The organism is Alteromonas sp. ISO5, from assembly GCF_058105165.1.
Map to the genome: position 1 here is coordinate 4,991,407 of NZ_CM176572.1, position 19,971 is coordinate 5,011,377.

Here is a 19,971-nt window from a genome sequence, read left to right on the forward strand (position 1 = left end):
ATTATTCAGTGCGGATAGTTTTTGACTGACCACTGGCAGCTATTTGCTCATAACTGTTCAGGGCGGCCTGTGCATGCTCTTTCATCAGAGCCTCAGCACGTGCTCCCTGCCCCGCAGCAATGGCCTGCACGATGGCGTGATGTTGCTGATGAGCATAATAAAGCCGTTCATATTCGCGCTCGGGTTGCTCAGGGTTAAACACCAGCGCATTTACCGATGCCATAGGGAGATGCTCATTAATCTGCAAAGCCATCACAATCGCATTGTTCTGACTGCCTTTTACCAGGCACTCGTGGAACCGTCGGTTTATCTCCACATAGGTCTGGATCTTTTCTTCATCAAACGTGCGCTCGGCAAACAAGGTGTCTCCGTCATGCAGACACAATTTGAGATCGGCAATAATTGCACTGCCCACTCCCTTCTCAACAATCTGTCGCACCGCTAAGCCTTCCAGCACGCCCCGCACTTCTACCGAACCGGCTATTTCCTCGTTAGTCACTTTCCTAACCTGATAACCACGCCGGGGCAACTTCGTTAATAACCCCTCCTGTTCAAGGGCACGAAAAGCAATGCGAACCGGTGTTCGAGATACCCCCAACATATCTGCGGTTGGTATTTCAGCCAGTCTATCGCCCTGATTCAGCGCGCCAGAGAGGATTTTATTCCGCAATATGCTGAGTACGGCGTGTTTATCTTTCTTCATTCTCAATTTTCCTGAACGGCTATTCATCTTGTCTAACCAGGCACCCCTTCTATTTTGCGTAGTAATGAGGTTGTAAACAAGCACTTAAGTAAATTCTTAATTGGATCCAATTATTATTAAACGGGCAAAAATTAAGGCCAATTAGTCTGACAATGTCCATTTTTGGATCCAAAATTTACAAAAAGGCTAGAAACATTCTATTAACATTGCTAACATTGGATCCAATATACAAGATTATTTGAAAAAGGAACGCTACTCATGAGTCATTTTATTCGCAATGCTTGGTACGTCGCAGCAACCAGCGATGAAATTAAAGGTACGCAACCTCTGGGCCGTACAATATGTAATATTCAAATTGCTTTTTATCGTGACAGTAACAACACAATTCAAGCCGTTGAAGATTTCTGCCCTCATCGTGGAGCCCCTCTTTCTCTTGGTTATGTAGAAGGTGACAACCTGGTATGTGGTTACCATGGTTTACAAATGGGCGCCGACGGTAAGACCCAAAGTATGCCTCTTCAACGCGTCGAAAACTTTCCTTGTATCAAGTCTGTTCCGGTGGTGGAACGCTATGGTTTTATCTGGATTTGGCCAGGCGATAAGGCAGCGGCGGATGAAGGTTTAATCCCTGAACTCAACTGGGCATTGGATCCAAACTGGGCTTATGGTGGGGGTATTTACTACATAAAATGCGATTACCGCCTGATGATTGATAACCTAATGGATCTTACCCACGAAACCTATGTGCATGCTACGTCGATCGGGCAAAAAGAAATTGACGAAACACCGGTTAACACCACTATGGAAAATGGACAGGTAGTCACAAGCCGTTTTATGGAAAATATTTTACCGCCCCCGTTTTGGCAAGACGCGCTTAGCGCCAATGGTTTGCCTAACGACCAGCCGGTAGACCGCTGGCAGATCTGTCGGTTCGATTTACCCAGTCACGTTATGATTGAAGTAGGTGTGGCTCTGGCCGGTAAGGGCGGGTACGACGCACCCGCCGATCAGAAGGCTAACAGTGTCGTGGTTGACTTTATTACACCAGAGACCGACGGCACAATGTGGTATTTCTGGGGTATGGCAAGAAATTTCAAAGCGAATGATGACGCATTAACCGCTACCATCCAGGAAGGCCAGGGTAAAATATTTGCTGAAGACCTTGAAATCCTTGAGCGTCAGCAACAAAACCTTGACCGTTTTCCTGACCGTCAGATCCTCAAACTCGATATTGATGCAGGAGGCGTGCAGGCTCGACGGTTGATTGAGCGGACCATGAAAAAAGAAAAATCTGCTGCAAGCAACGGAGAGTCATAATATGTTACAGGTTATTGTTTCGGGCAAAGAGAGTCTTACTCCTCGAGTCTGCAAGCTCACGCTGACCTCAAGCACCGGTGAGCCGCTGCCAGATTGGGCACCCGGCGCCCATATCGATGTATTTTTGCCAGGTGATATGATTCGCCAGTATTCGCTATGTGGGGCACTCAACAGCAATCACTATCAGATTGCTGTGCAGATAGAAGAAAACGGTAAAGGTGGTTCCCGCTATATTCACGAAACACTGCAAAGCGGTACTGAAATTACCATCAGTGAGCCGCGGAATCATTTTCCATTAACAGACGGCAGTTCACCCTGCTTGTTTCTGGCGGCCGGTATTGGAATTACACCGATGATCCCAATGATCGAGCAATGCCAGGCGGAGCAACGAGAATTTGCTCTGTACTACGCTGTGGGCAACCAGACTGATAACATTTTAAGCGAGAGCTATAGTAAGCTGAGCAATGTTTGTATACATGACAAAGCAGCCAAAGGTATACGGCTCGACATTCAGGCGGTGTTGGCAAACGCCGCCGCTGACGCTGATATTTTTATTTGCGGGCCAGCAGGTTTTATCAATGATGTTCTGACCCGAGCGAAGCAGCAAGGTATTAATAGTGAGCGACTGCATCGTGAGTTTTTTTCAGCCGAACCTATCGATCATAGCAATGATGGCAGCTTCGAAGTTGAAATCGCCAGTTCTGGCCAAGTCATCAGTGTCGGCAAAGATGAATCCATGCTGGAAGCTCTGGAAGATAACGGCTTTTTTGTACCGGTATCCTGTGAAGAAGGGGTATGTGGCACATGTGTGACACCATTACTCGGTGGTGAAGCGGACCACAAGGACGTTTTTCTGACCGATCAGGAAAAAGCTCAGATGGACCGGGTTGCAGTTTGTTGCTCAAGAGCTAAAAGCGCGCGCCTGATACTTGATCTTTAATCCCGACTTTGGCGACGGTAAGCCGCGGGGCTTAGCCCCGTATGGCGCTTAAAAAACTTATTAAAATAGCCTGGTTCATGGAAGCCCAGTCGTTCGGCAATTTCAGCGACGGCTATATCACTAAATACCAGATAGCGCTTAGCTTCACTGATCAGGGTATTATGAATTAATGCCAACGCCCGGGATTGAAAATATTGTTGGCAGATTTGATTCAGATGAGCCTGACTTACACCAATTTGCTGTGCATACCAGCTTACCCTGTGCTGCGATGCAAAGTGCTGGCGTATAAGTTGTTGAAATATTCTTAGTTTTCGTTCTGGTTTAGTTAATCCTCCTTCTTCATAGCGGGAAGGTTGTAACCGATGCATCAGAATTAGTAATTGTTGAAGTAACGCCTGAAGCATACCGCTCTGGTGCAGAGACGGACTGCCTGCTTCCTGCTGAATTATGCTACAGAGTGTTTGTAAAGGCGTTCGATAGCTCTTCTCCACGGTTAATACAAATGCCTCTACCAGGGCGTCGACTGATTCCCCAATATTCTGCTCCACCTGACGTAACATTGGCGTGGCTACTGATAATACCGTGCCCTGCGATTGAGCCTGCCAGTCAAAACCATGCATAACACCATCTGGAATATAGATAAGAGCAGGTGCCGTTATCTGTTGCCGCTCACCATCTAGCTGCACTTCCACACCGCCCTCGTTAAGCACAAATATCTGAGTAATGTGTTTATGCCTATGGGGGTGGATTTTCCATTCGTGCTGCGCACTTCGTTGCGTAAGCGGTTCGCAGTATAAAAAAGTTTGATGTGGAAAACTGCTCTGCTCCCCATACAGATCAACAAATTCTAAATTACCTAACATAATTACTACAATCTACAAAATTAACCATTAAATAAGTATTTTAACCCTTATAAAGACAGAATATATGCATAAAATACAATTAACAAGTTAAGAAGGGGTTCCAAATGAACTGGAAAAAGCAGGACTATGATGATATTCCCGGCACTTACGTCTTTGATGGCCAGCGGGCTCACCCCGCTTACGCTATCAATAAGTTGCTCTATACCTTTAACGACCAGGCTTGTCGTGATGAGTTTGATGCCGACCCTGCCGCTTACTGCGACAAAATGGGGGTTGCTGGTGAGTATAAGAAAGCCGTGCTGGAGCAAGACTTTTTAAAACTGCTCCGCATGGGTGCAAACATTTATTTTCTGGCCAAAATGTGTATCCCGCGCGGCGTGTCTGTACAGGATGCCGGCGCCGCTTTTCAGGGGATCACCACTGAAGAATTTCAAAAGCGTCTGCTCGACAAAGGTAATGGTCTGAGCGATATACTGGCAAAACGAGGAGACTACTGGAATGGCTAAAATTATTGGCGGGATTACAAGCTCACACATCCCCGCAGTGGGCAATGCAATTTCTCAGGGGTTAACACAAGACCCTTACTGGAAGCGCTTTTTTGATGGTTACGAGCCGGCAAAAGCCTGGCTAAAAGAGGCAAAGCCAGATTTGGTGATAGTCGTTTACAATGATCATGGATTAAATTTCTTCCTTGATAAAGTACCGACTTTTGCGCTTGGGTGTGCCGATACATACGAGAATGCCGACGAAGGTTGGGGATTAAAACCGGTCTCTCCCTTCGAAGGTGACGCAAAACTGTCCTGGCACATTGCACAGTCGCTGGTCGAGCAAGAATTTGACATTTGCACCTGTCAGGAAATGAAAGTTGATCATGGCTTTGTTAACCCAATTCGCGCGTTGTTTGGCGATCACGACGTATGGCCGGTAAAAGCCATTCCTCTGGCCGTTAATACAGTGCAGCATCCGGTACCGTCTGCTGCACGCTGTTTAAAACTGGGCAGGGCTTTGGGCAAAGCCCTTGAGTCTTATCCGGAAGATACCCGGGTAGTGATTCTGGGTACAGGCGGTATGTCACACCAGTTGCAAGGTGAACGAGCGGGTATTATCGACGTTGAGTTCGATTTAGAGTGCATGGATAAAATTGCCACAGAGCCAGAATGGATGACTCAGTTTAGTAACGCTGAAATTATTCGCCGAGCAGGTAGCGAAGGTATAGAAACCATTATGTGGCTGGTAATGCGTGGCGCATTAAAAGACGATGCAGCCGTACTACACAAGCACTACCATGCACCAATCTCCAACACCGGTGCCGGCGTGTTAGTACTGGATAATCAATAATCAGGTGCCCCGTCACTGGCCGCGCTATTTATGGTGGCCGGTGACACCCAGTTATTTCATTCCTCCATATTCATCATTTGCTTAAATAACACACCGGCCTGAGTCCGGTTGATTACTTCAAGCTTCCGTAATACGGCTGATACATGTTGCTTGACGGTAGATTCAGATATTTTCAGTTCATAGGCAATTTGCTTGTTTAACAAGCCATCTGCCATCATGCGCAGTACCTTAAACTGATGGGGTGTTAACTGCGCCAGTTTGTCTGCAAACGCTTTGTCCTGCTGATTTTCCAATGCTTCAATAGCTTCGTTGATGTTGTCTGGTAACCACTGTTCACCATCGAGCACAAGATTAACCGCTTCGGCGATTTCAGCCAATGGCGTGGACTTGGGAATATAGCCACTGGCACCTAAATCGATTGCCTTGCGAATTAACACTGGATCTTCTTCGGCTGAGACTATCACCACCAGTACGCCAGGAAACTGCGTGCGTAGTGTGGATAGCCCAGTGAGGCCCTCATTGCCCGGCATATTTAAATCCAGAAACACGAGTTCCAGTGAGTCATCAGCTTCAATGACGCTGTAAGCTTCAGAAAATGAGGCCACTTCAGTAATATTGTCACCCACGATATCCACCATCGCCTGGCGCATGGCGGCGCGAAACAGCGGGTGATCATCAGCAATAAGTATTCGCGTATTCAATACCGCTTCCCTGTTTAACAATAGGTTATTCATTGTATGCAGTGTATCGCAATTTCATCGTGTTAAGAACAAAACGGCCAGCTTAAGCTGGCCGTTAATTTACTTCAGTCGTTAGGTCTTTTAATTGTTAGAAGCGATAACCAACAGTAAGCTGAACGGTCATGGGATCGCCATAGTAACCAATCAGTGTGGTATCACCACCGGTTCCGGGACCATAGCTGCCATCTTCGTTTTGAGTAACAAAGTCATACCCCCCCACCAGATATTCTTCGTCGGTCAGGTTTTTAACGTGAACACCGGCGTACCAGTCACCTTCAATGCTTTCCCAATTAGCACTCAGGTTAACCATACCGTAAGCATCTTGTTGAATAAGATCGCTGGTTTCAAACAGCAGATAATCATCACGGTAATAATAGTTTGCATTAAAGTTAAAATAGCCGATGCTGGTGTCCAGTGCATAATTTGCCGCCAGATTCAGCGTATTCTCCGGTGTACTTGCTAAGCCAATCAGAGGTGGTGTTGCATTGTTTTCCTTAATTTCAAAATCAATATAACCATAAGCTGCTGACAGCGTCAGACTCTCCGTTGCAACATAAGTTAATTCTACTTCAGCCCCTTTCGCTGCGGTTTCTGCGGCGTTACGTAAGCGCTGTTCTAAACCGGTAGGATCAGTTGCGTCACCTTCAATACCAATATATTGTCTGTCTTTATGATCATAAGAGAATAGCGTGACGTTAGCTCGGAAAGAGTCTGTTACATCACTTTTCACCCCAATTTCAAAAGAGTCCACCACTTCAGGATTAACGCCTGGTTCATTGATTGTTGCACGAGGGTTAAAGGTACCTGACTTGAAACCTTGTGAGTAACTGGCAAAGAACATGGTATCCCGGTTCATTTGATACTCGACACCTACTCGTGGCGTAAACCGTGACCAGCTTTGTTTAGCCGGTGCATCCAATACGCCGTCACCATCGGTGTCTCTACCTAAAACCAGAGGAAATACGCTGGTATCTTCTGGTCTGACATAACCCGGTATCCAGCCTGATTCAGGATACCAGTTTTGCGTATCAGTGCCGTTATATACCGTTACTTGCTTCTCTTCATCTGTATAACGAGCGCCTACAGACAAAGAAAGTTTATCAGTAATATCGTAGTTTACCTGACCATAAACGGCCCAGCTTTCACTGTTGTTACAGCCAGATACTTCGCGCGAAAAACCATTGGTATCTGGTGGAAATATCCCCGCTGCAGCATAAGTTCTGCCCAGCACACCTAGCACCGCATCAAACACCCCGCATGATGTTCCATCATAGTAGTATAAGCCGCTAACCATGGTAAATCTGTCACCCGTGAGGTTAGCTTGTAGTTCATGGGTATCGTTGTCATCTTCGTAAATAGCCGGTACGTCAAAGATATCCAGAGCGGTATTGTCAAAGTCGATATTGGTAGGTGAGTAGCTCTCACGATGCGAACCAATGTATTTCAACTCAAGATTATCGGTGGCATCATAGCGCATTAACCAGCTATAACCTTCCAATTCAACCTTGTTCCAAGTCGGCATACTGGTATAAGAATCATACACCGAGTCTGGCACTGGTGCGTCGGTCAGGATACTTGGTAATAAACGGTACCCCCCTTTAGAATTAGAGGTATCTTCGGTTTTATCCCAGCCTAAACGGAAAAATAAATCATCGGTAATGTGCGCTTCCAGAGTTAACCGTGCGGCCCACAGATCTTTGTTGTAGTTTTCACGGTCCTGCCCTTCCAGCGCGCTTTGCAGGAACTCACCGTAACCGTCACGATTCAGGTTGGCATAACCAAAGCCCAGATAAACCTTGTCTTCAACCAGTGGATACTGACCGGTCACTTTAACGTCTGCACGACTGTAATTACCAATTGTACCTTCAATATTTAAGGTTGGGTCGCCGGTCATATCTTTGGTGACATATTTTACTGCACCACCAATGGTGTTTTTACCGTACAGTGTACCCTGTGGTCCGCGCAGAACTTCTATACGCTGCACGTCAAGCAAATCCAACACCGCTCCTTGTGGACGGGCAACATAAACATCATCAATGTAAATACCGACACCGGGTTCATAACCCCACAGTGGATCCTGCTGACCCAGACCACGAATAAAGGCAGTCAGAGTGGAGTTGGTTCCGCGGCTGGTTTGTAAGGTCGTATTCGGTGAGAACTGTTGCACTTCTGTTAAAACACTGATCCCTTTATTGCCCAGTTCAACAGCACCAAGAGAAGTGATAGCAACCGGCACTTCCTGCAAACTTTCCACCGTTTTACGGGCAGTAACCTCAATTTTTTCCAGTTTGCCTTTTTCGATTCCGTCTTCAGAATCCTGAGCTATTGCAGCCTGCGAGCCCATGCAGGCCAACGTTACCGCCGTAGCGCAGAATGTGCGGGTAAAATTTATTTTATTACCGAATGTGTGTTTCATAGGGTGTCCCTTGTTTTAGTAAATCAAAAATCTTTCTGAAGAGCGCGGTCGAGTTAACTGTAGAGTTTTTTAACAATTTCGTAACTAGTACCATCGTACTATGGGCAGATTTGTTAATGCGATCCACACTTTGCAGCACTGATGAAGAGTCTGCGGTCACAGATTTCAATCAAAGGAAAGTAACATTATGTTGAGTTTACTCGGACTGGTTGGTGGACTGGGACTGCTTATTGTACTCACTATCCGCGGGATGAATTTATTCATTGCCGCCCCGGTGTGTGCCCTGATCGTCGCGCTGACGAGCGGCCTTCCCCTGTTTACCGGCGATGCAAATTTCGTCACCACTTATATGAGTGGTTTCGCAGGCTTTATTTCAGCCTGGTTTTTTATGTTTTTACTGGGGGCGATTTTTGGCAAATTCATGGAAGATACCGGCGCGGCAGATTCTGTCGCCCGCTGGATTGTAGGAAAACTGGGCTTTAAACATGCCGTAGTTGCTGTGGTACTGGCGTGTGCCATCTTAACTTACGGTGGCGTAAGTTTGTTTGTGGTTGCTTTCTCAGTGTACCCCATGGCACTAAGTCTGTTTAAAGATGCTAACCTGCCCCGCCGCTTTATTCCTGCCACGATGGCCTTTGGTTCAGTGACCTTCACCATGACCTCGGCAGGTTCGCCGGAAATTCAGAACTGGATCCCAATTAAATACCTGGGCACGTCACCCTTTGCGGGTTGGGAAGTCAGTCTGGTGGTCGCTATTTTCATGGCGTGCTTTGGCTATTGGTGGCTTAAGCGTATGATTGGCAAGGCGATCGCCAACGGAGAATCTTTCGAAGAGCGACCGACCGATCCCAAAGTAAAAGTCCGTGATTTGCCGCATCCATTAACCGGGGTTCTGCCCCTGTTAGTGGTACTGGTATTAAGTTTCTGGTTGCACGAATCACTGGCCCAGTTGGCCCTTATTGTGGCGCTATCCGGTGGCGTATTAACCCTGATGGTAATTAACTTTCAGTATTTTCACGACTTATCCAAAGCCGTTAACACCGGCACCACCGGTGCTCTGGTCGCTATTGGTAATACAGCTGCGGTAGTGGGCTTTGGTTCCATAGCCAAAAACACCGATGCTTTTCAGGCAACTGTTGAGGTGATGGCAAACCTGCCAGGTAACGAACTTATTGGTGCAGCCGTAGCGGTGAGCGTAATTGCCGGTTTAACCGGTTCAGCCTCAGGAGGTCAGGCAATTGTTTTACCACTGATTGGTCATCACTATATCGACCGTGGAGTAGAACCTGAAGAACTGCACCGCATTGTGGCTATCTCATCCGGCGCGCTGGACTCTTTGCCACATAATGGTTACGTTGTGACCACCATTCGGGCAATTTGTCATGAAACTCACAAAGCCGCTTATGGCTCTGTAGCTGCGTTAACCGTTGTCGTACCGCTAATCGGGTTGGCAATGGCTATCGCGTTGTTTAGTTTCTTTTAAGGAGTCACCATGGCACGGATATTCCTATTATGCTGCACACTACTGCTGGCCTTGCCAGCAGTAGTATCCGCCTCTGAAGAAGTGTTACTCACCACCAAAAAACGTTTTAGCATGCCGTCTTACACCACCGTTGGCGGTCGAACTATTAAGTCTCTGCAGGTTGGCTGGGAAAGCTACGGCAAACTCAATCAGTCTAAAGATAATGTGATATTAATTACCCATTATTTTTCGGCCAACTCCCACGCTGCCGGTAAGTACCATCCGAATGACGCAGTCTCTGGCTATTGGGATGCCATTATTGGTCCGGGCAAAGCTATTGATACAAACCAGTATTTTGTTATCAGTGTAGATAGCCTAGCTAATCTAAATGCCAACGATCCCAATGTAATCACCACCGGCCCGGCCAGTACCAACCCCGACACCGGGAAACCTTACGGGCTCGATTTTCCGGTGGTAACCATTAAAGATTTTGTCAACGTGCAAAAAGCGGTGTTGGAAAGTCTTGGGATCAGCAAACTGCACGCTGTCATCGGTCCTTCCATGGGCTCAATGCAGGCACTTGAATGGGCAGCCAGTTACCCCGACTGGGTACCACGCATGATATCGGTGATTGGCACCGGTGACAGCGACGCCTGGACCACGGCCGCGCTTGAGCAATGGGCCATACCCATTCGTCTGGATAAAAACTGGCAGGAAGGTGACTACTACGATAGCGAACCGCCGGTAGATGGCCTTGCCGCTGCGCTGATGTTAATTACCCAACAAGCGCTGCACCCACTGTATTTTAATCAGCAAGGTGAGAAGTTAGACTATCATCCGCTAGAAACCGGCCCATTGAGCAGTATCCGTAAATCACACAGTATAGTGACCTGGTTAACTGAAAGAGCCCGCACCCGAGCCGAAAAAATGGATGCCAATCATTTATTGTATCTGGTTCGGGCCTGTCAGCTGTTTCTTGCCGGGCACGGTGACTCACTGAGTCAGAGTCTGCGTTCAGTGAAAGCGAAAACCTTATTTTTACCGGCCGAAAATGATTTATTATTAATGCCTTATATGGCGCAAAAAGCGCACGACACGTTACAGAAGCAAGGCAAGGACAGTCGCTATGAAGAACTTAGCGGCAGTCTTGGCCATTTCGATGGTGTGGTGAACATTAAGCAGAAAGCCGATGCTATTGAAGCTTTTTTAAAATATTAACAAGGACATTAATCAATGAAGACAACCTTACAAACGGCTTTGGGTTTTGGCCTTGTGGTTATCGCACAAGGCAGCATTGCTCAGCAGGAAGGCAGTTTACAGCTTGATACCGATACCATTACGGTGTCAGGGTTATCCTCAGGTGGCTTTATGGCCACCCAGTTTCACCTGGCGAACAGTGACAAGGTAACCGGCGCTGCAATGCTCGCCTCCGGCCCTTATTACTGTGCCCAGAATGATATTGCTGTGGCACTTGGCCAGTGTGTGGATAAAGTTAACCCACCGCTGGATGTTAAGGCTCTGAGTGCGCAAGCCAAGAGCTGGGAAAAGGCAGGTAAGATCCCGCCTCTGGCTAACCTGAAAGATGATAACGTCTGGCTATTGCATGGCACTGCGGATACGCGGGTCAACTCTGAAGTGAGTGATGCTTTATATGAACAGTACCAACAATGGGTACCCGCTGAACAACTGACCTACGTAAACGACAAGCCCTTTTCTCACGTGTTTCCAACCATCGATGCCGGTGGTAGTTGTCTTGACTCCGCTGCACCTTACATCGGCAAATGTGAGTATGACGCCGCCGGTGAGCTGCTGACAGCCCTGTTAGGTGAACTAAATCGCCCTGATGACGTACTAAAAGGTGAAGTAATTTCCTTTGATCAACAGGAAATTGCCGGCGATGATGCCAGCACGCTGGCCGATAAAGGTTATGCTTATATCCCGACATCATGCAGTAATGGCGAAGCCTGCCGCGTACATGTGAGTTTTCATGGTTGTAATCAGTACGCGGACGCTGTTGGTATGGCCTACGTTGAACAAACTGGCCTGAACCGCTGGGCTGATGATAACCAGTTAGTCGTGATTTACCCACAAACCAAGAAATCCCTGATTATGCCAATGAACCCTCAGGGCTGTTGGGATTGGTGGGGGTATACATCAGACGCCTACGCAACCAGTGACGGGCCGCAAATTAAAGCGGTCAATGCTTTCATTGATTATCTAGCCACACGCTAAGGATTATTTTTATGTCATCTTACAATATTTTTATTACCGGTGGTGCCAGTGGTATTGGTTATGGTATTGCCGAATTTCTGGGCGCTCAGGGACACACTATCCTGGTGGCCGACATCAATGCCGATGCCGCTGCGGAGGCTTGTAAAAAACTGGCCAACAAAAGTATTAACGCACTGCCTGTTGAAATAGACGTGACCAACGCTGAACAGGTTGGCGCTCTGCCCGGCAAGCTGAAAGACACACCGGTAGATATTCTGGTTAACAATGCCGGTATTCAGCACGTGTCTAAAATTGAAGACTTCCCGCCTGAAAAATGGCAGATGCTTATCAATATTATGCTGGTTGGCCCGGCGTTACTCACCCAGGCATTTATGCCCGGTATGCGCGAAAGAGATTTCGGCCGTATTATCAATATTGGCTCAATTCACTCGGTCGTTGCCTCCCCCTTCAAGTCAGCTTATGTCGCGGCAAAACACGGACTACTGGGCTTTTCGAAAACCATTGCACTTGAAACCGGTGACGCCAATATCACGATTAATACAGTCTGTCCGGCATACGTAAAAACGCCTCTGGTGGAAAAACAGATCGCTTCACAAGCTAAGGAAAACGGCATTACCGAAGAAGAAGTGGTCAATAAAATAATGCTTGAACCCATGCCGAAAAAGCAATTTATCAGCTTAGAGGAGCTGGGCGAAACGGCGGCCTTTTTAATGAGTAACGCTGCCCGTAACATTACTGGCCAGACAATGATTTTAGACGGTGGCTGGACCGCCCGATAAATCCGGGCTTTATGAGCAGAAGGCGCTTAATATCGCCTCCTGCTTTATTTTGCGCATCAGGTTATGGTAATGTCGCCTCAGGAAGTGGGGAAAACAAACAACATGCCATACAACACCGTTGGATTAATCGGTAAAGCGGCCCACGAAGGTGCCCATGTAAGCCTCAATGCATTAGCGGACTATCTGCGCGCCAAACAATGTACCATTCTTGTTGAAGAAAGCGTCGCCCAGGAAATGGATGGCGATGACTTTACCGTTTGCGACCTTGTCTCTATCGGTAGACAAGCCGACCTGGCTGTGGTGGTTGGTGGCGATGGCAATATGCTGGGCGCAGCACGCGTACTCTCTCGCTTTAATATTCACGTAGTGGGCGTCAACCGCGGTAATCTGGGATTTCTTACGGATATCCACCCGGATGAAGTGGTCCAACAAATGGATCTCATCTATAACGGTGAAACCATGGTTGAGCAACGCTTTTTGCTGGAAGTGGAAGTGTATCGCCACGAACAGCTAAAAAGTAATAACTCGGCGGTTAATGAGGTGGTACTGCACCACGGAAAAGTGGCGCACATGACGGAATTTGAAGTGTTTATAGACGATCAGTTTGTGTTTAGTCAGCGCTCAGACGGTCTGATAGTAGCAACCCCCACCGGCTCCACCGCCTATTCTTTGTCTGGTGGCGGCCCCATTTTAATGCCACACCTTGATGCTCTAACGCTGGTTCCCATGTTCCCGCATACCTTAAGTAGCCGCCCGATTGTGGTTGATGCCAACAGCACTATTTCCATGCGGGTATCCAAAGCTAATGTAGACAGCGTTCAGGTAAGTTGCGACAGTCATATTGTCCTCCCTGCCCTGCCTGGCGACGAAATTCGGGTCAGAAAAAGCAACGACAGGTTATCGCTGGTTCATCCAGCTGGCTACAGCTATTTTAATGTACTGCGGAAAAAGCTTGGCTGGGGTAGCAAGCTGTTTTAGTTCACTTCCGGTGGGTGAACTCTGGCTGACCGATAACCAGTCAATTTCTGATGTGGTGGGCGATGAACAAGGCATCAGCAATATTGAAACAGTGAAGCCGGCGTGAATATAAGGCACTCTGGTCCTAGGTTACAAGACCTCATTATTTTCAGCCTTGGTTGGGATTTACGGCATTAATTACCACTTTGCTATTCTGGAAAGTGCCAACTTATTCGTACACAGTGCTTTTGGCATGGGCTCCGTATTTGGCATTAGCGATCCCAACGGCCCAAGTACTTGTCCGTAACCCGGCTTAACCACAAAGCTTGGCTATCAGCGTGGTAATCATTCGGTGCAATTTACTGTCGTGTCAGGATTACGCTTTAGCTGGAGTTTTGACTAACGGTATGGGGGTCACCCTGATAGCAGGACTGGAAACCGATCCGGTTAGTCATATCTGTTTTTCCCTGAACCGAAACCAGATGGTTATGTTAAAGGGTTAAATTAAATGTGATTATCTGCACTTGGCAGAGCTTGGTTATTCACGCTTTTTGTTGCCGCTACTGCTTTTCACCATATTGCTAACACAACAGTTGCCGCCAGTGCAGAGATATGCATCACCGCTTTAAGCGCTGGCGAACCGTAAACGATATTCTCAAGCCCTGCACTACGAAATGTCAGATGACTGTTGTACAGCTATCGAATCTGACTTCCCGGGCGAAATAATTTACTTTACGTTTCTTAATGTGGATAACGAACAGACACTGAGATATGCCACCACAATGATACCGGATGTTTACGAACCCAATGGCAATAAGATATTGGTCGGCAATCAACCTGCGTCAGCAATAGTTCACACAAAGCAGAAAGGGATTGTTGAATTAAATCGCCAGCAACCAGGCGACAAATTTTCTGGCTTCCATAGCGCTTTTCAGCGGCACATATTTTTTATCGTGACAGTCTTCAAACGCAACGTTGAATTTATTCACAGAAATATTAGAGATGGGTGGTTTGGCATTAATGCTTAAACCATTAAATGTACGATTCATAGAGTTTCTTATTTTTATAATGCTTAAAAAGAGGTGTTTCTGAATGGGGGTAGTCGGTCAGAATAAGGAGTTGCAGTAAGATAAAAGGCTGGTTAAAACCAGCCTTAAAAAATCATTTTGATTTATAAAGCTACGACATTCGAAGCTTGAGGACCTTTTTGGCCCTGTTCAATAATAAATTGAACTTGCTGGCCTTCTGCCAAAGACTTAAAGCCTTCAGAAGCAATAGAGCGGAAATGAACGAATACGTCTTTGCCGCCATCATTAGGAGTTAAAAAACCAAAACCTTTATCATCATTGAACCACTTTACTACGCCGTTTACAGGATCAGACATAATTGAAACCTTTTTATTTAATTTAAGTACGATGGCGTGCCATCGGTGAAGCTATAGATACGAAGAAAACATTTACCAGTAAAGCAAATGTAAATACAAGTTCGACTTAATTAAATAAAAAGCAGAAAAAGAGACGCATAATGCAGTAAGGGATAAAGCTTTAACTTTCTAAAGCCTGATCATAATATGCTAATCCTTTACACAAGTAAAGTGGTTTATTTTTTATTATGCTAGCCAGTGGTGCCTTTCCTAAAATCGGCTGCCGGCGATGGCAGCAACAGCTTTATTGCCGCAACTGCTCAACCCGCCATTAATCTTCATACAGATGAGAATAAATCACTCTTAAAGTACGCTGCAGGTTTTGCTTGGCCATGGGCCAGTAAATAGAAATATTATCGATATTATCATGGTTACAGTCTGCGCTTAAGCGCGATTCCATGTCTTTTAACGGCGCCGAATTAATGGTGCTGATCACACTGATCAAACGCCGGGATGCCATTAATATGGCCCGGTGGTCGTCGGCCATCACCGCGTCATCCATCATTTGCGTAGCCGCTGCAAGTTTATCCATTAAACTGGTTAACGACGTGGCCATGGAGCTCACCTGATGACTGCTTTGCAGGTAATTCAGCAAATCAAACCAGGTATTGGGATCCGACGGTATTGCCAGGTCGGCAAAGTCGGGCTTTTCGCGTACTTGCACAGTAGCTTCCTGCGCCTGCTGCAACTCTACTTTCTGTGCTTCAACCAGCGCTTTTTCCTGCTCTGCCAGTTTGGATTCGCTGTCTTTGAGCTTCACCTGAGCTTGTTGTAACGCCTTCTCTCGACTCTCCAGCTGTGATTTACGTTCACTGAGCTCATCTTCCAGCGAGCTGAGCTGTACATGTAAATCGGACTGTGACGAATTCTGCAGGGTTAACGATTGCTGTGATGCTACGTATTCGCGCTGTACCGTTTCCAGTTGCGCGGTAAGCAATTGCTGCTGCTCCTCAAGCTGCTCGATACTGTTCTGGCTGGATTTCAGGGCTGACTGCTGTTCTTGCACCTGAGCCTGTAGCTTCGCTTCCTGCTCTTCCTGCTGAGCTAATTTTGCCTGTAATGCCTGTGCCTGTTCTTTGGAGCGATTCAGCTCCTCCTGCAGCTTCTGCTCTTCACTTTGGGTTAAAGAAACCTTTTCTTCGGCGTCAGCCAGTTCATTCATGCTCGACTGCAGCTTGTTTTGCATCGCTGAGTTTTGACTCTGCGCTTCTTCAAGGGCTTGCTGCAACTGTTGTTTTTGCGCTTCAATTTCTTCATGATGCTTACGCCACTGCTCATCACTACCCAGCATCATTTCTTTCTGCTTGGCAGCACGCTGAGCGACATCAGCCATTTCAGACTTCAACTGTGCCAGCTTGTTTTGCTGTGATTCGCGCTCAAGTTTTTCCGCTTCCATCTGTTTTTGACGATTATCCAGCTCTGCTTCCGCCGCTGCCAGTTTTGCCTGCTTAGCCGCCAGTTCGTTAGCCAGAGTCTGCTGCTCTGCCAGCCATTTTTGCTCGCTTTGCTGGATGACCTGTTGTTGCTGACTGGACTTTCGCTGCATTTCACTGAGCTCTTCCTGCAACTTGGCAAAGATGGCCTGCTGACGGGCTTTTTCCTGTTTCTCCGCTTCGGTTTGTTGTTTAGCTTCTGACAGGATCTGCTCGGTTTGCTGTAACTCTGCCTGCTTGACCTGCAATGCCTGCTGTAGCGCTTCGTGCTCAGCCTTACGCCGGGCATCGGCTCCGGCAACCTTCGACTGCAGCTCTGCTGATCGGCTTTCAATATCGGCCAGTTCATTTTGCAGTTGTGCCAGGCGTTCTTGCTGCGCAGCTTTCTCCTGTTTATCCCGTTCGGCCTGTTGCCTGATTTCAGCCAGCGCCGTTTGCGTTGACTGTAGTTGTAACTGTTTGGCTTCGAGCTCTTTTGCCAGTTGTTCAGCATGGGCCTGCATATCACCTTTTTGCTGAGAGGACATTGCTTCGAGCATTTGCATCTCGTGCTGCAAGTGATCGATATGGCGGGCTTTGCCTTCCGCCTCGGCCTGCATTTTCTGATAAGCAATCGCCAGTTTACGGCGCTCCTGCTCCGCCTGCTCACTGGCTTTGCGTTGGTTAGCCAGTTGCTCGCGTAATTTTTCCGATGCTTCACTGGAGCTGGTTAACTGTGATTGTAAAGCGGCTATCTGACCGCTAACATCGCCAATCTGCTTGTCTTTATCTTCTATGGAAGCCTGTAAACCGGCTATTTCTGATACATAATTTTCAACCGCTTTTTGTTGCTCAACCTGCTGTTGCTCGAGGCGCAATGTCTCCTGCTGACTTTGCTCTAGTTGCTGCTGCGCCTCGCGATATTTTCGCTCGCTATATTGCAGCGCGTCGGCTATCTGATTACGTTGTTTTTCCAGACTGCCCACTTTCATGCTGGAGCGTTCAAGCTGCGCTTCCAGTGCGGCATTCGCCTGTTGACTTTCTTCCAGTAATTCACGGTTTTGGCTGTAGTCAGACTTCAGGCTGGCGAGATGCTCGCTGATATCCTTATGGGCCTGCTGAAGTTCTGAGATGGTTTTAATTTTTTCAGACAGGATCACTTCAGCATCCTGTAATTTAAGTTCGGCCTGAGCCAGCGTCTGCTCAGTTTCTGCCAGGGCTTCCTGTTGTTGCGCCAGTTTATGCTGGCTACTGGCCAACTGCTGTTGTTTAGCCTCAACCTCCAGCTCTGCCGCTTCGCGCAGTTTAACCGCCTCAGCACGAGCCGCTTTAGCCTGTTCAATAGCACGCAAATCAATCCAGATACAGATAATGCCCTGTAATTTAGCATCCCGTAAAATAGGAATAAGCGTAAGCTCGCAAGGTAAGATGCGTTGCTGATACTGATGTTGCCAGCTCAGGGTTACTACCTGACCGCGACTACCGACGGTCTCCAGTTTTTGCGCGAGAGTGTCGATATTTGTCGTTGCGCCATGCAGCTCAGGGGCGGTTAACTGCAGGCCAAGCATTGCTTCTTCATCCTGAATGCCAAAGAAGGCGCAGGCGGCAGAGTTAAACTGCGTAAAACAATCATTGGTTAACAGGGCCACCGGCACACTGGCGTACTTCACCAGCCGCTCAAAGCGACTGTTCAGGTAATCCTGTTCTTCACGACTGCCAATCCAGCACACATATTCTTCGGGGATCTCGCTGATTTTATTGGCGTGCAGGGTCGTCGAAAACGTGTTGTTGGTACCGCATCTTAACCGGGCCGGAAACTCTCTTGCCTGATCATGTCGGTCCAGCCGCTGAGTTAACTTATCGGTTTCCGCTCTATCTGTGAACAACTGATAAAACGACTGTGACAGTAATTGCTGGCTGTTCATATCCAGTTGCCGACACAGGGTTTGATTAACTTCTTTAATATCGCCTTCGCGATTAAACACCGCGATCCCCATTGGTGAATGGTCGGTGAACATACTTAACCGGTCTTTGGCTTCGGTCACTTCATGGGTCAGGGATTCCACTTTGGTATGATCCTCGATAATCCCCATGGCAGCACCAGACTCTCCCGCCAGGGCCTGCAACACCACGTACAACGAAAGACGTTGCCCATCGTCCCCTTCCACTGCGATCATCTGGCGTTTGGTAGTCATTTTGTCGCGGGTTTGATGGAGCGCCTTAAAAGCCTCATCAAACTGCTTGAGCTCGTTAAGCGGTTTACCCTTAATGTACATTAAGTCGGTTTTGAACAGATTCAGAAATGCCCGGTTAGCGTCGACAAATTTGTGTTCACCATCGAGCAAATATACCGGCTGGGTGGCGGTGGATACCATTGTATTGAAACGTTGCATTGCCACATCGCGCTCTGTTTTAGTACGGGTTATCTCCCGGCAGTTCACGACCGAAATATGCGCAATGGGTGAATCCGACTCACCTGTATGCTCAGCCAGGGTGCCACACAAAGTTACCGGTACCAGACTGTCTTCCTTTGCCTGCAAAGACGTACTGACCTCGAGCATTTCGCCGCTTGCCAGACGCTCCAACGCACCGCTTAACATTTGCTGATCGCGCGAGTCCACCCGCTGCATAAACTCATTCACCGACAACTCGCAGTGCTCGATGCCAAGCCACCCGGCTAAACTTTCGTTAACAGTAAGCTGTTGCGCGGCTAAATCAATTTTGGCCAGGCCCAACTTGTGGCCGTCGAATAATCCAATAACGTGGCCGAGCATGGCTGATGAATCATCCAGGCGCTGCTGGTAATCCTCAACATCTTCGATAATGATCATCATTTGAGCCTCTGCCGCCTGACTGAGTGCGGGATTGATACGCAGACGGTATGCCCTGTCTCGTTGACCAAGCACACACTGCATGGAAAGCTCCCGACTGGCGCTGCGGGCCCGGCTGAGTAACTGTTGCGCTCCGACCGGCAGCAAATCAACCAGTCCTTTTCCTTTTACTGTATCGGCGTTTTGTCCCAGTAAGTATGCACCTGTGCGGTTTGCATAACTCACCGTCAGTGCTTCATCAACCAGAATGACCCCGACACTCACTGCGTTTAAGCGCTCCTGCTGCACCCTGAGCAATGCATTGGCTTTGTTAAGCTGCTTATTAAGCTGGCTACGCTTAAATGCACCAAATAAAACCACCAGCAACAATAAACCTGCACATGCCACAGCGGCATAGGCTAACAGATTAAACTGATTCGGCGACAAAGACTGCAGGGAAGACGGGAAAGCATACACATCAGGTGCCACAACACTTAGCAATAACAATCCCTTGTTTTGAAAACAAATTCTCTGGCAACAAGCACTCATAATCTACATTCGACAACGCGATTAGGGTAA

At 47.6% G+C, this 19,971-nt stretch carries 17 protein-coding genes; 10 read left to right on the top strand and 7 right to left on the bottom strand.

The features are described 5' to 3' along the window. Position 1 precedes the first annotated feature (1 nt). Positions 2–703 carry a GntR family transcriptional regulator gene (locus AC2T0J_RS22615; RefSeq protein ID WP_489807972.1) on the bottom strand — a complete coding sequence of 234 codons (702 nt, stop codon included), beginning with the start codon at positions 701–703 and terminating at the stop codon, positions 2–4. A gap of 258 nt (positions 704–961) precedes the next feature. Between AC2T0J_RS22615 and AC2T0J_RS22620 the strand changes: the two genes are divergently transcribed. Together AC2T0J_RS22620 and AC2T0J_RS22625 are read left to right on the top strand one after the other, a co-directional pair. Continuing rightward, positions 962–2,020, top strand: coding sequence for an aromatic ring-hydroxylating dioxygenase subunit alpha (locus AC2T0J_RS22620; protein WP_489807973.1), 1,059 nt, complete (start codon positions 962–964; stop codon positions 2,018–2,020). Position 2,021: 1 nt separating this feature from the next. Then, the gene (locus AC2T0J_RS22625) at positions 2,022–2,960 is read left to right on the top strand and encodes a PDR/VanB family oxidoreductase (protein WP_489807974.1); all 939 of its coding nucleotides are present in this window, start codon (positions 2,022–2,024) and stop codon (positions 2,958–2,960) included. Here AC2T0J_RS22625 and AC2T0J_RS22630 read toward each other — a convergent pair. Beyond that, positions 2,957–3,823: a helix-turn-helix domain-containing protein gene (locus AC2T0J_RS22630; protein ID WP_489807975.1), complete on the bottom strand. Its 867-nt coding sequence runs from the start codon at positions 3,821–3,823 to the stop codon at positions 2,957–2,959. The genes AC2T0J_RS22625 and AC2T0J_RS22630 overlap by 4 nt on opposite strands. A gap of 104 nt (positions 3,824–3,927) precedes the next feature. Between AC2T0J_RS22630 and AC2T0J_RS22635 the strand changes: the two genes are divergently transcribed. Both AC2T0J_RS22635 and AC2T0J_RS22640 read left to right on the top strand, forming a co-directional pair. Beyond that, positions 3,928–4,329 (top strand): protocatechuate 4,5-dioxygenase subunit alpha, encoded by a 402-nt coding sequence (locus tag AC2T0J_RS22635; RefSeq protein WP_489807976.1) that lies wholly within the window; start codon positions 3,928–3,930, stop codon positions 4,327–4,329. Continuing rightward, positions 4,322–5,161 (top strand): class III extradiol dioxygenase family protein, encoded by an 840-nt coding sequence (locus AC2T0J_RS22640; RefSeq protein WP_489807977.1) that lies wholly within the window; start codon positions 4,322–4,324, stop codon positions 5,159–5,161. Before AC2T0J_RS22635 ends, AC2T0J_RS22640 begins: the two co-directional genes overlap by 8 nt. Positions 5,162–5,217: 56 nt before the next feature. Here the strand turns inward: AC2T0J_RS22640 and AC2T0J_RS22645 are convergent, their stop codons facing one another. Together AC2T0J_RS22645 and AC2T0J_RS22650 are read right to left on the bottom strand one after the other, a co-directional pair. Then, positions 5,218–5,862: a response regulator gene (locus AC2T0J_RS22645; protein ID WP_489807978.1), complete on the bottom strand. Its 645-nt coding sequence runs from the start codon at positions 5,860–5,862 to the stop codon at positions 5,218–5,220. 127 nt (positions 5,863–5,989) lie between these two features. Further along, complete coding sequence (locus tag AC2T0J_RS22650; RefSeq protein ID WP_489807979.1) at positions 5,990–8,317, bottom strand: TonB-dependent receptor; 2,328 nt, start codon at positions 8,315–8,317, stop codon at positions 5,990–5,992. Positions 8,318–8,504: 187 nt separating this feature from the next. Between AC2T0J_RS22650 and AC2T0J_RS22655 the strand changes: the two genes are divergently transcribed. The 6 genes from AC2T0J_RS22655 (at position 8,505) to AC2T0J_RS22680 (ending at position 13,874) form a co-directional block, all read left to right on the top strand. Beyond that, positions 8,505–9,800 (top strand): GntP family permease, encoded by a 1,296-nt coding sequence (locus AC2T0J_RS22655; RefSeq protein WP_489807980.1) that lies wholly within the window; start codon positions 8,505–8,507, stop codon positions 9,798–9,800. Positions 9,801–9,809: 9 nt separating this feature from the next. Continuing rightward, complete coding sequence (locus tag AC2T0J_RS22660; RefSeq protein ID WP_489807981.1) at positions 9,810–10,997, top strand: E22 family MetX-like putative esterase; 1,188 nt, start codon at positions 9,810–9,812, stop codon at positions 10,995–10,997. Between the two features lie 15 nt (positions 10,998–11,012). Beyond that, the gene (locus AC2T0J_RS22665; protein ID WP_489807982.1) at positions 11,013–12,011 is read left to right on the top strand and encodes an extracellular catalytic domain type 2 short-chain-length polyhydroxyalkanoate depolymerase; all 999 of its coding nucleotides are present in this window, start codon (positions 11,013–11,015) and stop codon (positions 12,009–12,011) included. 11 nt (positions 12,012–12,022) lie between these two features. Further along, entirely contained in the window at positions 12,023–12,790 is a 768-nt protein-coding gene (locus AC2T0J_RS22670) for a 3-hydroxybutyrate dehydrogenase (RefSeq protein ID WP_489807983.1), read from the top strand. A gap of 102 nt (positions 12,791–12,892) precedes the next feature. Beyond that, complete coding sequence (nadK, locus tag AC2T0J_RS22675; protein ID WP_489810391.1) at positions 12,893–13,768, top strand: NAD(+) kinase; 876 nt, start codon at positions 12,893–12,895, stop codon at positions 13,766–13,768. Then, positions 13,743–13,874 carry a hypothetical protein gene (locus tag AC2T0J_RS22680; RefSeq protein ID WP_489807984.1) on the top strand — a complete coding sequence of 44 codons (132 nt, stop codon included), beginning with the start codon at positions 13,743–13,745 and terminating at the stop codon, positions 13,872–13,874. Before nadK ends, AC2T0J_RS22680 begins: the two co-directional genes overlap by 26 nt. A gap of 754 nt (positions 13,875–14,628) precedes the next feature. Here the strand turns inward: AC2T0J_RS22680 and AC2T0J_RS22685 are convergent. From AC2T0J_RS22685 to AC2T0J_RS22695, 3 genes are all read right to left on the bottom strand, one after another. After that, complete coding sequence (locus AC2T0J_RS22685) at positions 14,629–14,796, bottom strand: hypothetical protein (protein ID WP_489807985.1); 168 nt, start codon at positions 14,794–14,796, stop codon at positions 14,629–14,631. Between the two features lie 122 nt (positions 14,797–14,918). After that, positions 14,919–15,131, bottom strand: a complete 213-nt coding sequence (gene cspE / locus AC2T0J_RS22690) for a transcription antiterminator/RNA stability regulator CspE (RefSeq protein ID WP_105934443.1) — start codon at positions 15,129–15,131, stop codon at positions 14,919–14,921. 310 nt (positions 15,132–15,441) lie between these two features. Continuing rightward, positions 15,442–19,893 (bottom strand): PAS domain-containing protein, encoded by a 4,452-nt coding sequence (locus AC2T0J_RS22695; RefSeq protein WP_489807986.1) that lies wholly within the window; start codon positions 19,891–19,893, stop codon positions 15,442–15,444. Between the last annotated feature and the right edge of the window lie 78 nt (positions 19,894–19,971).

What these genes read in the sequence shown, in the direction of transcription:
- AC2T0J_RS22615 (WP_489807972.1), bottom strand. Translation starts at nt 703, where the DNA reads ATGAAGAAAGATAAACACGCCGTACTCAGCATATTGCGGAATAAAATC.
- AC2T0J_RS22620 (WP_489807973.1), top strand. Translation starts at nt 962, where the DNA reads ATGAGTCATTTTATTCGCAATGCTTGGTACGTCGCAGCAACCAGCGAT.
- AC2T0J_RS22625 (WP_489807974.1), top strand. Translation starts at nt 2,022, where the DNA reads ATGTTACAGGTTATTGTTTCGGGCAAAGAGAGTCTTACTCCTCGAGTC.
- AC2T0J_RS22630 (WP_489807975.1), bottom strand. Translation starts at nt 3,823, where the DNA reads ATGTTAGGTAATTTAGAATTTGTTGATCTGTATGGGGAGCAGAGCAGT.
- AC2T0J_RS22635 (WP_489807976.1), top strand. Translation starts at nt 3,928, where the DNA reads ATGAACTGGAAAAAGCAGGACTATGATGATATTCCCGGCACTTACGTC.
- AC2T0J_RS22640 (WP_489807977.1), top strand. Translation starts at nt 4,322, where the DNA reads ATGGCTAAAATTATTGGCGGGATTACAAGCTCACACATCCCCGCAGTG.
- AC2T0J_RS22650 (WP_489807979.1), bottom strand. Translation starts at nt 8,317, where the DNA reads ATGAAACACACATTCGGTAATAAAATAAATTTTACCCGCACATTCTGC.
- AC2T0J_RS22655 (WP_489807980.1), top strand. Translation starts at nt 8,505, where the DNA reads ATGTTGAGTTTACTCGGACTGGTTGGTGGACTGGGACTGCTTATTGTA.
- AC2T0J_RS22660 (WP_489807981.1), top strand. Translation starts at nt 9,810, where the DNA reads ATGGCACGGATATTCCTATTATGCTGCACACTACTGCTGGCCTTGCCA.
- AC2T0J_RS22665 (WP_489807982.1), top strand. Translation starts at nt 11,013, where the DNA reads ATGAAGACAACCTTACAAACGGCTTTGGGTTTTGGCCTTGTGGTTATC.
- AC2T0J_RS22670 (WP_489807983.1), top strand. Translation starts at nt 12,023, where the DNA reads ATGTCATCTTACAATATTTTTATTACCGGTGGTGCCAGTGGTATTGGT.
- nadK (WP_489810391.1), top strand. Translation starts at nt 12,893, where the DNA reads ATGCCATACAACACCGTTGGATTAATCGGTAAAGCGGCCCACGAAGGT.
- AC2T0J_RS22685 (WP_489807985.1), bottom strand. Translation starts at nt 14,796, where the DNA reads ATGAATCGTACATTTAATGGTTTAAGCATTAATGCCAAACCACCCATC.
- cspE (WP_105934443.1), bottom strand. Translation starts at nt 15,131, where the DNA reads ATGTCTGATCCTGTAAACGGCGTAGTAAAGTGGTTCAATGATGATAAA.